We start from the raw sequence: 12,634 nt of genomic DNA, 5'->3' as shown, positions 1-12,634 counted from the left end.
ATTGATATATGGATAAGTTCGCTGATGCATCACAATTTTTAAACTTGAATGGTTTTGCGGCGTTACGTTCAAAAAGCCAAAAAGAGGATCCTGAGGCATTAAAGCAAGTGGCTCAGCAGTTTGAAGGCATTTTTGTGCAAATGCTGATGAAAAGCATGCGTGATGCCAATAAGGTATTTGAAGCCGATAGTCCATTGAACAGCCAGTACACTCAGTTTTATGAGCAGATGCACGATCAACAAATGTCGTTAAATTTATCCCGTGACGGCATGTTAGGCTTATCGGATTTAATGGTACAACAATTATCCCCTGAAACCAGCCAAATCCTGCCTGCATCTGTGTTAAGAGCCGATAACAATACGCCAAATTTTATGCCTAAAGCGCCCACTGAGATAGATGTGGATCAAGGTGGTCAGAGGCCTTTAGCATCAAATTTGTTTGATAAGCTCGCTATCGGTGATGAGGGAGCTACATTGAATCAATGCAATCTTGCTATTGATAATCATCAAAGCATTCCCAATGATTCAGTTGATCTTAATATATCGAGTCCTGCCGCTTTTGTGGCGAAATTGTATCCCTATGCCGTTGAGGCAGCGAAGCGGTTAGGTACCCAAGCGGAAGTCTTATTGGCTCAGTCGGCATTAGAAACGGGCTGGGGACAAAAAGTCATTCAAACCCAAGCAGGCAATACGAGTCATAACCTGTTTAACATTAAGGCGGGTTTGAGCTGGCAAGGGCAAACCGCTGTGGTGGATACACTGGAATTTGAGCAGGGGCGACAGATCAAGCAGTCAGCCTCATTTCGCGTCTATGATGATATCAAACATAGCTTTGATGATTTTGTGGATCTGTTAACACGAGAAGAGCGCTATCAAGCTGTGATACAAAATGCCAGCACGCCAAAGTCGTTTATTCAAGGCTTGCAAGATGCAGGTTACGCCACGGATCCTCAATATACCTATAAAGTCATGAGAGTCTTGAAATCAATCACCCAAGATTTATTGCCTAGAGCTGTGTTGAGATAATGATGAAAAAAGCTCAAGGAACGGCGCAATTTGCCGTTAATCTAATATTGAATAGAGTGTTTTTAGTCGTTCTATAAAGAAAGGAGCCTGTTGATGGCTGTGGATTTACTCAATATTGCTCGAACGGGTGTGCAAGCCGCGCAATCCCAATTGGCCGTGACCAGTAATAACATTACCAATGCCAATACGGAAGGTTACAACCGCCAAGTGGCTTCTCAGTCCAGTCTTGACGCTCAATCTTTTGGAGGGAATTTCTATGGCACAGGCACTTACATTAGTGACGTTAAACGTATTTATAATGACTATGCCGTTAAAGAGCTGCGCATTGGCCAAACGGCAGTCAGTGCTGCGCAAACACGTTATACAAAAGCATCCCAGCTAGATCAATTATATTCATCAGCAGGACAGGCGACGGTACAAGGGCTCAATGATTTATACACAAGTGTAAACAGTTTAGCTGACTCGCCAGATGATTTAGGGCTGCGCACCAATGTGCTTGCTCAAGCGGAGCAATTGGCCAGCAGCATGTCACAAATGCATACATCGCTTGATGGACAAATGCAGCAAACTAATGATGAAATTGTCGCGATTACTGAGCGGGTTAATGCAATCAGCAGTGAAATTGCCAATATCAATAATGAGTTGATGAAATCCACAGGTGATAATGCTCAGTTGCTGGATGCTCAAGATAACCTGATTAAAGAATTGAGTGAATATGCTCAGGTCAATGTCGTCGAGCTGGATACGGGAGCCAAAAGTGTGATGCTGGGGGGCTCAGTCATGTTAGTGTCTGGTGAAGTGGCCATGTCTTTGACGACGACTCAGGGGGATCCTTTTCCTGATGATATTAACATACTGGCAGCTGCTGATAATAAAGGTAGCAGTGATGTAAGCCACATTAAGGTGAATATCGCCTCTTTGGGGGGAACATTAGGTGCACTCGCCGATTTCAGAGATGATGTGTTAACGCCTGCTGCCCTTGAGCTTGATCAAATGGCCTTAGGGATCAGTGATGCCTTTAATTCGTTACAAGCGCAAGGGCTAGATTTGAACGGTGTACTCGGTCAGAACCTATTTACTGATATTAACGCACCTCAAATGGCTTTTGGGCGTGTAGGGCCATTGAGTGATAACACAGGAAGTGCAAGTTTAAGTGTGAGCATTCATGATGCATCGGCATTAACGGGGACTGAATATAAGTTAGTGTTCACTTCCCCTTCAAGCTATGAATTAACTGATATGAATTCTGGAAAGACATCGTCTTTAACGCTCAATGGTAACACTCTTGAGGGAGGCAATGGCTTTAGTCTTGATATTGACAGTGGCACTCTAGCCTCAAGCGATACTTTCATGTTGCGGCCAACGGCAGGGGCTGCAAGTGGTTTTGATCTGGTGATGAGCTCGCCTGCAGCTATTGCCAGTGCTCGCCCTAAAGTGACGCCCGATGAGGTTAACAGTGGTAATACAAGGCTCACTTTAACTAGCATTGATGATACCAATGCCGTTGGTTTTCCGGTGACGGGAGCTGAATTAACCTTCAGTATTGATCTTAGCGCGAATACCTTTGAGGTCTTTGATGTCGATGGCGTGTCTTTAGGTGGCGCTGTCAATTATACCCCTCCAAGTATTAGTGCCTATGGCTTTAGCTTTGATATTGATTCTAGCGCCACAGGCACTGAAGTTTTTACCTTCGATTTATCCCAATCTGCAGGGGATAATACCAACTTAGTGCAAATGGCGGCGTTGAGTGAACTCAAGCTGATGAATGGTGGGCAAGACACATTAACCGATGTGTATGAAAATACTAAGCTGGCCATTGGCAGCGAGACAAAAACCGCCGATGTCGAAAGCACTGCCGCCGATGCTGTGTATGCACAAGCCTATGACAGGGTGCAGTCTACATCTGGTGTTAATTTAGATGAAGAGGCGGCCAATTTAATGCGCTATCAACAAGCTTACTCGGCTTCTGCAAAGATCATGACTGTGGCAACAGAAATTTTTGACACACTTTATAACTCGCTGCGTTAATACACTTGCAAAACCATCACTCATTATGACGTTAAGGAAGTCTTGATGCGAATATCCACCGCGCAAATGTTTAATCAAACCTCATCGAGTGTGCTGAAACACCAGTCCAATGCCAATGAGATTTTAGGCCAGATATCCTCAGGCAAGAAAGTGTCCACTGCAGGTGATGCGCCTGTGGCTGCCATCGCCATTGATAATATCAAACAGCAAAGCACTCAAGCCGAGCAATATATCAGTAATATAGATATTGCAACAGGGCGCTTATCGGTGACAGAAAGCACCCTTGGCAGTATCGAAAATCTGGTGCAGAGCATGCGCGATAAAATGCTTCAAGGGGTGAATGGCAGTTTAAGTGATTTAGACAGGCAAGCCTTAACCCATGAGTTAACATCGAGTCTGAAGCAATTGGTGAATTTAGCCAACACTAAAGACAGTGCGGGCAATAGCATTTTTTCAGGCTTTAATACTGACGTGACGCCTTTTGCCTTCGATAGCAATGGTGAAATACATTACAGTGGCGATGCGGGTGTGAGAGAAACCCTCATTGCACCTGAAAGCACGTTAGCCACGAACATTGCAGGTGACACTGTATTTATGAAGGTGCCCAATACGATGGGCGATTACAGCGCAGAATATTCTTCAGTCCAACAAGGCTCATTTAATGTAGTAAGCGCCAAAGTGAGTGACAGTTCACTTCACACATCAGGGCAATATCAGTATGATTTTATTGATAATGGAGCAGGCGGCTTAAATCTTGATATAACAGACCCCTCGAGTAGCGTGACGCGCCTGACAAATATTGATACAACTCAGCCTATAACCCACAATGGTTTAACGGTGCAATTGCAAGGCACACCTATGGCAGGGGATTCGGTCACCTTAAACCCTGAGTCCAGTAATAATCTATTTGATAACTTAAGTAACATGATAAGTTTGCTTGAAAGTGGAGAAGCGGTGAATAGTCCTCAAGGGCAAGCCGAATTTAACCAACTGTTAAATAATATTGACAGTGGTCAAGCGCAGTTAGCTGTTGGGCGATCACAAGCGGGTAATGATTTAAATGCATTAGAAAAAGCAAAAGACGTGCATATCAATACTCAGCTGGTCAATACCTCAGCGCTATCTTTACTCGAAGATCTCGATATTGCCAGTGCCATTACCGAATTTGAAAAACAGCAATTGTCCCTTAATGCCGCCTCACAGCTGTTTAGCCGAGTTAATGCTGTGTCATTATTTGACTATTTATGATGCTTTAAAAGTATGGGTTATGATGTTTTACAAATATGGGGAAAATGATCGAATAGAGGATGATTTTTTATCTATTTGTAAAAAAATGCCTAAAGCTTAAACCTTTGCTGCCGTTACAGTGATTGTAATGATACTTGAAAATGTCTCTTCAAGTATTGCGGGTATGAATTCAATGGCCTGACTTGAGTAGACAGGCAGTAGTTAAGGCTAGCGAAAGCTAGGTAAAGAGGAATTAACCATGGCGATTACAGTCAATACCAATGTCACTTCAATGAAGTCTCAAGGCAACCTAAACAGTGCGAACAACGGCCTAAAAACCTCAATGGAGCGTCTGTCTTCAGGGTTGCGGATCAACAGTGCCAAAGATGATGCTGCCGGCTTACAAATTTCTAACCGTATGACCAGTCAAATTAATGGCATTGGTGTGGCTATGCGTAACGCCAACGACGGCATTTCAATTGCGCAAACCGCCGAAGGCTCTATGCAAGAGTCTACCAATATTTTGCAACGCATGCGGGATTTATCTTTGCAATCGGCAAATGGTTCAAATTCTCAAGATGACCGCGATGCCATGCAAAAAGAAATCAGTGCATTGCAAACGGAATTAACGCGTATTGCTGAAACAACGGCCTTTGGTGGCCAAAAACTGCTAGATGGCAGCTATGGCACCCAAAGTTTTCAAGTGGGGTCAAACGCCAACGAAACCATTTCTCTGTCCATTAGTGATGTGTCGGCCAGTGCCATAGGACAGCATCAAATGTCGGGTGCGGGTACGGTATTTGGTATTGATGCTGCGGCAGGTACGGCTTATGGAACCGCTACTGCTGCAACAGATATTGTATTAAGTGGCCCAAGTGGCACGTCCACGGCGACGGATATTTCGGCTATGAATGCACAAGAGGCCGCTGAAGCGTTAAATGGATTAAATACAGGCATAACAGCTCAAGCGAGTGCGAGTGTGCAATTATCCGGCTTTACTGCTGCCGATACAGGCACCTTAGAGATAGGTGATACTGCATATGATCTCGGTAGTTATAATGGCAGTTTAGAAGAGTTGGCGACCGATATAGGTAAAGATGGTTATTCAGCCAGTTATGATGCTTCTACAGGGCTATTATCCATTGAAGCGGATGATGTTGCGGGTATTAAAGCGGTTGGGCCTGCTGGTGGTACTTTGCAAATGGCAACTGTGACTAACGGAAAGGCGGGCAGCGCTGCAACGGTTGATGCTTCAGGGGTTGTTGTTAACTCAGAATTGTCATTTTCTGCCGATGATGCATTTTCTGTCACTTCAGCAAGTGGTAATGCGGGTGTGATCACAGCTGCGGGTGGAAATTCTTCCCTTTCCAGCGTTAAAGATGTGGATATCACCTCAGCCAGTGGTGCTCAAGATGCATTAGCCGTGATTGATGCGGCGATTGGTGCAATTGACTCACAACGCGCCGATTTAGGTGCGGTGCAAAATCGCATGAACTTTACCATTAATAACTTAAGCAATATTCAAACCAACGTATCGGATGCTCGCAGCCGTATTCAAGATGTGGATTTTGCAAAAGAAACGGCGGATTTGACTAAGCAACAAATTCTGTCGCAAACCTCATCGTCTATGTTGGCGCAAGCGAATCAATTGCCACAAACGGCGCTATCGCTTCTAGGTTAATGCTTTTAGGTTAAACACAATCCGCTATGCATGACCCGTTGAGCATTAAGCATAGGACTATTGATTATACTTAAGCGATTGAATAAAAAGGGAGAGCATAAGCTCTCCTTTTCAGGTTTATCGATGAAGTGTTGATGGTTTTGTGGTATCGATATTCGTTTTTTCATTTTGATTAAGCCTTATTCAAAAGGAAATACCATGGAAATTGATGTCACAGAGTCTCGATTAATAGCATTAAACACAGTGACGCCTATTGAGGCCGTGAGCGGGGAAAATAAAAGCTTGATGAGATAAAAGGCTTATTGATTGACACTCAAGTCTAACTCGCCGAATAAACCTGCAAAATATAAAGGGGGAAGACAATGGCAATTACGTCAGTGGGCATTGGTTCAGGCATGGATATTAACGGTATCGTCTCGGCGTTAGTCGGTGCAGAAAGTGCCCCTAAAACCGCCAAGTTCGATGTGGATGAAGGAAAATACAATGCACAAATTTCGGCTGTCGGCTCGCTGAAAAGCGCCATTTCTGAATTTCAAACAGCCCTTGAAGATTTAATGGATGCAAATACCTTTTTGACTCAAAAAAGCAGCTTATCACAAAGTACTTATTTAAGTGCCAGCGTCGATGAAACTGCAGTCGCGGGCAGTTATCAGTTGCAAGTAAAGCAACTGGCCGAAAGTCAAAAAATTGGCTCAGCTTCGGTCAGTGATAGCAGCGCTGCATTGGGCGAAGGCAATATCAATATCGATGTAAATGGTGAGCACTTTGACATTGAAGTGATTGCTGATGACACACTTGAGTCTGTGATGAACAAGATTAATACCAGTGACGATAATACCGGTGTCACCGCCACTATTATTAATGGTGATAATGGTCCTTCGCTTATCATGACGTCCACTGAGACGGGAGTCGACAATCAGATCACAGTGACAGGCAGTGATACTGATGGCGGCACGGGTATTAGTGATACTTTTACCATGACTGAGCTCCGCGCGGCGAAGAATGCCATTATCACTATTGATGGCATTGAAGTGACGTCAAGCTCAAACACAGTGGAAAATGCCATCACAGGTGTCACTTTAACCTTAAAAGAGGCTGATCTTGATGAGACATCCGTGCTTAAAGTTGAGCCTAATATCAGCGGTGTTAAAAGCCAGATCAACAGCTTTGTGGAATCTTACAATACCATGATGACGACCATTAATGGTTTGTCAGGCTACAACGCAGAGACTCAGCAAGCAGGTATATTACAAGGAGATGCATTGCCTCGCAGTATGCAAAGTCAGCTTAGAGGCATGATATCAAATAGTTATGATACGCCCACTCAAGCCTTAACCTTAGCGTCAATCGGCGTGACGACGACATTAGAAGGCACCCTTGAGGTCAATGACACTCTATTGGACAGCGCGCTTGAGTCAGGATTAAGTGATATCAATGCACTCTTTAGTACAGAAGAGGCAGGACTGGCGTTTAAGCTTGATAGTTTTGCCACCAGTTACGTACAGGCTGGCGGGATCTTAGATGCAAGAGATGAAACCATAGATAATCAATTGCTTCGACTTAGCGATACTCGCGAGCAATTTGCATTAAAAATGGCGGCTTATGAGTCACGTTTATTGAAACAATATAACGCGATGGACTTAGTCGTGGGCAGTTTGAACTCACAATCGAGTCAGTTACAAGAGCGCCTTAATTCCTTGCCAGGTGTCGTGTCAAATAATGAATAGTCTCACTAAAATGCGGCTTTTTTAGCCTATTTTTGCACCTTGTTAATGTGCTTTATCAGTATCATTGCATTAACATTTGAAACAAGTTTTTTGAAATGGCATGAAAGGAGGCTGTGATAACAAATCAACTTGAAAAATGCGAGCAAACATTAGTTTCACTGAATAAGGCTATTCAGCTTCTGCTAGATGATCTAGTGAATGTTGCTGAAAACAATACCATGGATGAAAATAATATAGTTAAGTTACAGACTCTTATTTTACAAAGGGAGCAGCAGTTAAGCTTAGGGCTCGCACAAGACGCTAATGCTGTTCAGTGGAGTGAGTCTTATTTACGTGCGCAACTTAAGTTAACGCAAAGGTTTCAGTCGCAGGCGAAAACGATTTTATCCCATTTTTCATTTGCGTTACAATTTAATCATAAAAGTAAACGTCAGCTAAATGTTTATCAAACGATAGCGACAACTAAGTAGGGAGTCATATGAGAAGTTCTTTACAATCATATCGTAAGGTATCTGTTGAGAGTGGTATAAGTGTTGCCTCACCCCATAAGATCATTCAAATGTTATTTGCAGGCGCACTGGAGCGATTAGCTCAAGCAAGGTGCGCCATTGAGCAAAAAGATTGGGCTAAAAAGGGGGAAGCAATCGGTAAGGCTTTGAGTATAGTGTCAGGGTTAAATGACAGTTTAAACATGGAAGTTGAAGGAGAAGTCGCGAATAATCTCAATGCCTTGTATGATTTTATGTTGCAGCAAATGTCCGCAGCCAATATGAATAATGATGTGAAAGCCATTGATGATGTGATGGACATTTTAAAAGTCATTAAAGAAGGTTGGGATGGGATCCCACCAGAAATGCACCAATTATCATCTGAGCGGTAACATACTTTGGTCGAATCGTTGCCAGCTTGTTGACATATTATTGTCTTATCAGGAGTCAATAATATGACGTATTTTGAGCGTTTCGTTGATTTTTTGGGCTAAACACGGAAGAGAAGCTGATAAATCTCATTAGAGGCTTGCTTATATGCAGCTGATAATACACTATTCATCTTCATAATGATTGTGTGTAGTTTGTTAATGTAATACACGATTATTTAAGCAACCAACACTAATAATTAATGCGAAGCAATATTTGCACTTTATGGCCGTACTGAATGATGCAAACAGATCAAAGAATTTTACTTGTCGGTAGCCAATCAGATCGAACCAATCGCTTATCTTGCGTATTTGAGTTCTTGGGGGAAAAGGTCGAGTTTATCGATGAGGATAAGCTTGAACATTATACCAAGTTAACTCGCTTTAGAGCGGTTGTTATTCCAGCAGCGACGCAGTTATCTGTATCGCTGCCGTCTTTGGCGACGAAAATACCTTGGCAGCCTATATTGCTTTTAGGGCAATTTGAAGAGACGAAAGCTTCAAATATTTTGGGCTGCATTGAAGAACCCTTAAATTATCCACAATTAACTGAACTGCTTCATTTTTGTCAGGTGTTTGGTCAAATTAAGCGTCCAGAAGTGCCAACCAGTGCCAATCAAACCAAGTTATTTAGAAGTTTAGTTGGCCGCAGTGAAGGCATTGCCAATGTGAGGCATTTGATCAATCAAGTGGCGAGCTCTGATGCCACTGTGTTGGTATTAGGCCAATCAGGCACAGGCAAGGAAGTGGTTGCACGTAATATTCACTATTTATCGGGTCGCCGTAATGGGCCTTTTATTCCGGTAAATTGTGGCGCTATACCGCCAGAATTGCTTGAAAGTGAGCTGTTTGGACACGAAAAAGGCTCATTTACTGGAGCGATCAGTACCCGTAAAGGGCGATTTGAGCTTGCAGAGAAAGGCACGCTTTTCTTAGATGAAATTGGTGATATGCCGTTGCAAATGCAAGTCAAATTATTGCGTGTGTTGCAAGAGAAAGTCTTTGAACGTGTCGGAGGCGTTAAGTCTATTATTTCTGATGTCAGAGTGGTGGCGGCAACCCATCGTAATCTTGAGGCTATGATTGAAGCCGGTGACTTTAGAGAAGATCTGTATTATCGCTTAAATGTCTTTCCTATTGAAATGCCGGCACTGTGTCAGCGAAAAGAAGATATTCCCTTGTTATTACAAGAGCTGGTGAGTCGTGTGTTTAACGAAGGACGAGGCCGAGTGCGTTTTACACAAAGAGCCATTGAATCCTTAAAAGAGCATGGTTGGTCAGGTAATGTGCGTGAATTATCCAATTTAATTGAGCGCTTGACCATACTGTATCCCGGCGGCTTAGTGGATGTGAATGATTTGCCCGTTAAATATCGTCATATCGATGTGCCAGAATACAGTGTGGAAGTCAGTGAAGAGCAATTAGAGCGTGATGCATTGGCGTCTATTTTTAGCGACGAGCCCATTGATATACCTGATACGCGTTTCCCCAGTGAGTTGCCTGCTGAAGGCGTTAATTTAAAAGATATGTTGGCAGAGCTTGAGATTGATATGATCCGCCAAGCATTGGATCAACAAGATAATGTAGTGGCGAGAGCCGCTGAAATGTTGGGGATCAGGCGCACCACCTTAGTTGAGAAAATGCGCAAATATGGCTTAAGCAAAGACTGACTATTTTCATTTTGATTGATGGTCAAATGAATCGTGCCCAATAAACAGTGTTTATTGGGCATTTTTATGCTTGAAGGATTGTTAATGCTTGAATGGTTAGTTTGACTTTTTGTTTATTTAGTAAGTGTGTTTATTAATTGAAGCTTCATGTGGATTTATCGCTTCCAGCGTGGTTTGTGCAGATACCTCTGCGAGACGCTGTGAAGCCATCCTTGGCCGCTTTACGGTTTCATCCATGAAACCGAAACTAGCAGATGCATCTACACTGGGATTTAAAAGCAAAAATCAACAGCAAAAGAAAAGAGGTATGTTTTTTTGATTGGTTTTGTTGGTTAACTAAGATTGATAACTTTTGAACAAGAATTGTGAGCGGGATCAATAGACAACACCCCCGAATTAAACATTTTGTTTACATAAGTAGCTTGTTGGTGGTATTTTGCGGGACGGTGTGGAAGTGCTGGTTTGCTTGTTGAATCTTGGCTGGGTAACTTGCGCATGGGGGTTGTATAAAGGTTGGGTAGATGGAAATACAATGAGTTGGGGATCTCAATACTGGAAATCCACAATTAACGTGATGACTCTTAAAAAGAGAGAGCAGGGCTCTCGTGAACATTGCTGCATGTTTTGAATTGGCTTTTGTTGGTAATGGAGTTATTTGTTGTTGAAGAGAGTTGAGCGATAATTCTTATACAGTAATGGGTTACGTGTCAATAAAAATAGATAATAGGTTTGAAAAACGCGCATGCGCACTATACAAAGGTTAGGGCTCCTCGGCATCATAATCAGGAAGTAATATGGCACTAAAGGATTTTTTTGAAACAATAGATTCAGAAGTAAAGACTACTGTTTCAAGTGATTTTGATATTGAAATTACAGATACCAAGTTTGTCCCAAACTTTGATGACTCATATATTACTTTTGATAATTTTGATGACAAAAAGAAGAAATGTAAAAGGCTTGAAAGTTGCGTGCTCTACGTTGATATAAGAAATTCAGTCCAAATCAGCGCATCAAAAAAGCCTAAAACTCTCGCAAAGACATATTCAGCCTTTGTAAGGTCTATGATTTTGTGTGGCCGCTACTATGGTGGTCACGTGAGAAATATTATCGGTGATAGGGTGATGGTGGTGTTTGACCAAGAAGACTGCTTTAAAAATGCTGTTAATACAGCCACTCTAATGAACAGTGTATGCAAATATATCCTTGATAAGAATATTACAACTTCAACGATCGAATGTGGGATTGGAATAGACTACGGAAAGATGTTAATTACTAAGTCAGGGGCAATTAAACAAGGTGCTGAAAAGGAGTTCTACCGCAGTTTGGTGTGGTTAGGGAGGCCTGCGAATGTCGCTTCTCGGCTGACTGACTTAGCTCATAAGAAGGAATCCTATACCACTCCTTCCGTGAGAGAGGGTTATCACTATAAATACATTGATGAATGGGTTTGGTTAGATAAAACCTATGATCAGTTTATTGATGCTTTAGAAACCACATCCCCTAGAAATTTACGTCATAAAGACGAGAATTTCTGTTCATTTTACAAGTCAACAATGGGGCCATATAGCATAGAAAACAGCCCTATATTAATGACCAAGGCAGTATATGACGGCTTAAAGAAAGCTTGCCCCAATGATAATGCTGTTAAAAACGGATGGTGGGAGAAAAAAGATCTAAATGTCAGAGATTACTCCGGTGAGGTATATGGGGGTGATGTTATATTCACTCAAGTAAAGGAAATTGAAAATGCTTGATGTGCGCGAAGTTCTGGAGGGTATTCTTTCAGATGTAAACGATTGGATTAAATTTGCTGAAGCAAAAAATGGAGCGTTACTTGCAATTAATTGTGCAATAGCCTTTGGCATAATTCGCTTGCTATCAGGAACTCAAAACCTCAGTGACGGCCTGCTCTTTTATGCGCTCTTTGTGTTGATTCAATTATTGGGGTCATTAATTTTATCATTAATATCCCTATTGCCGAGGATAAATCCACCATGGTGGATTAAGTTTCCCGAAAAAACCGACAATGAGAATCCTCTATTTTTTGGAAGTGCCTGTAAATATTCTCCTAAAGGCTATCTAAATTTAATTACTGAAATGACAGGTGAAAGTAAGGTTGAAAAAGTTCACGAGCACTTATCACATCAAATAGTAATTAACTCAAAAATTGCATTTATAAAATATAGCCAATTCAATATGGCTGCTTGGTTATTAATATCAGCATTCCTTACTCCAGTTGGTGCTTATTGTTTAGCTAGAGTAAAGGAGTAAGGAATGTATTTGAAGAAAAATAATAAAGACACCCATAATTATTTGCCTAGTTTGCGTTTGTAAACTAGGCTTTGAATAGTTGAACAGTC

Annotated in this window: 10 protein-coding genes; all 10 read left to right on the top strand. The window is 42.1% G+C overall.

Going from position 1 to position 12,634, the window contains the following annotated elements; translation table 11 throughout:
• Positions 1-8 precede the first annotated feature (8 nt).
• The 10 genes from flgJ (at position 9) to Q0791_RS17080 (ending at position 12,545) form a co-directional block, all read left to right on the top strand.
• Positions 9-1,025: a flagellar assembly peptidoglycan hydrolase FlgJ gene (gene flgJ / locus Q0791_RS17125; protein WP_299008956.1), complete on the top strand. Its 1,017-nt coding sequence runs from the start codon at positions 9-11 to the stop codon at positions 1,023-1,025.
• A gap of 93 nt (positions 1,026-1,118) precedes the next feature.
• Positions 1,119-3,053 carry a flagellar hook-associated protein FlgK gene (gene flgK, locus Q0791_RS17120; RefSeq protein WP_299008955.1) on the top strand — a complete coding sequence of 645 codons (1,935 nt, stop codon included), beginning with the start codon at positions 1,119-1,121 and terminating at the stop codon, positions 3,051-3,053.
• 45 nt (positions 3,054-3,098) lie between these two features.
• The gene (gene flgL / locus Q0791_RS17115; protein ID WP_299008954.1) at positions 3,099-4,301 is read left to right on the top strand and encodes a flagellar hook-associated protein FlgL; all 1,203 of its coding nucleotides are present in this window, start codon (positions 3,099-3,101) and stop codon (positions 4,299-4,301) included.
• Positions 4,302-4,539: 238 nt separating this feature from the next.
• Positions 4,540-5,961, top strand: a complete 1,422-nt coding sequence (locus Q0791_RS17110) for a flagellin (protein WP_299008953.1) — start codon at positions 4,540-4,542, stop codon at positions 5,959-5,961.
• Between the two features lie 362 nt (positions 5,962-6,323).
• Positions 6,324-7,688, top strand: a complete 1,365-nt coding sequence (fliD, locus tag Q0791_RS17105; protein WP_299008952.1) for a flagellar filament capping protein FliD — start codon at positions 6,324-6,326, stop codon at positions 7,686-7,688.
• A gap of 113 nt (positions 7,689-7,801) precedes the next feature.
• On the top strand, positions 7,802-8,158 hold the full coding sequence (locus tag Q0791_RS17100; RefSeq protein WP_299008951.1) for a hypothetical protein: 357 nt from the start codon (positions 7,802-7,804) through the stop codon (positions 8,156-8,158).
• An 8-nt stretch (positions 8,159-8,166) separates the two neighbouring features.
• On the top strand, positions 8,167-8,568 hold the full coding sequence (gene fliS / locus Q0791_RS17095) for a flagellar export chaperone FliS (protein WP_299008950.1): 402 nt from the start codon (positions 8,167-8,169) through the stop codon (positions 8,566-8,568).
• 275 nt (positions 8,569-8,843) lie between these two features.
• On the top strand, positions 8,844-10,274 hold the full coding sequence (locus tag Q0791_RS17090) for a sigma-54-dependent Fis family transcriptional regulator (RefSeq protein WP_299008949.1): 1,431 nt from the start codon (positions 8,844-8,846) through the stop codon (positions 10,272-10,274).
• A gap of 794 nt (positions 10,275-11,068) precedes the next feature.
• Positions 11,069-12,028 (top strand): adenylate/guanylate cyclase domain-containing protein, encoded by a 960-nt coding sequence (locus tag Q0791_RS17085; RefSeq protein ID WP_299008948.1) that lies wholly within the window; start codon positions 11,069-11,071, stop codon positions 12,026-12,028.
• Complete coding sequence (locus tag Q0791_RS17080) at positions 12,021-12,545, top strand: Pycsar system effector family protein (protein ID WP_299008947.1); 525 nt, start codon at positions 12,021-12,023, stop codon at positions 12,543-12,545. The genes Q0791_RS17085 and Q0791_RS17080 overlap by 8 nt, the downstream gene beginning before the upstream one ends.
• Positions 12,546-12,634 lie beyond the last annotated feature (89 nt).

It is taken from the genome of uncultured Shewanella sp. (assembly GCF_947495455.1).
Lineage (GTDB): Bacteria > Pseudomonadota > Gammaproteobacteria > Enterobacterales > Shewanellaceae > Shewanella.
Note: the sequence above shows the minus strand (reverse complement) of the source record. Positions and strands in the feature narration are given on the sequence as shown.

Excerpts from the sequence above, each read along its gene's own strand:
- fliS (WP_299008950.1), top strand. The coding sequence starts at position 8,167 with ATGAGAAGTTCTTTACAATCATATCGTAAGGTATCTGTTGAGAGTGGT.
- Q0791_RS17090 (WP_299008949.1), top strand. The coding sequence starts at position 8,844 with ATGATGCAAACAGATCAAAGAATTTTACTTGTCGGTAGCCAATCAGAT.
- flgJ (WP_299008956.1), top strand. The coding sequence starts at position 9 with ATGGATAAGTTCGCTGATGCATCACAATTTTTAAACTTGAATGGTTTT.
- flgL (WP_299008954.1), top strand. The coding sequence starts at position 3,099 with ATGCGAATATCCACCGCGCAAATGTTTAATCAAACCTCATCGAGTGTG.
- flgK (WP_299008955.1), top strand. The coding sequence starts at position 1,119 with ATGGCTGTGGATTTACTCAATATTGCTCGAACGGGTGTGCAAGCCGCG.
- Q0791_RS17085 (WP_299008948.1), top strand. The coding sequence starts at position 11,069 with ATGGCACTAAAGGATTTTTTTGAAACAATAGATTCAGAAGTAAAGACT.
- fliD (WP_299008952.1), top strand. The coding sequence starts at position 6,324 with ATGGCAATTACGTCAGTGGGCATTGGTTCAGGCATGGATATTAACGGT.
- Q0791_RS17110 (WP_299008953.1), top strand. The coding sequence starts at position 4,540 with ATGGCGATTACAGTCAATACCAATGTCACTTCAATGAAGTCTCAAGGC.
- Q0791_RS17080 (WP_299008947.1), top strand. The coding sequence starts at position 12,021 with ATGCTTGATGTGCGCGAAGTTCTGGAGGGTATTCTTTCAGATGTAAAC.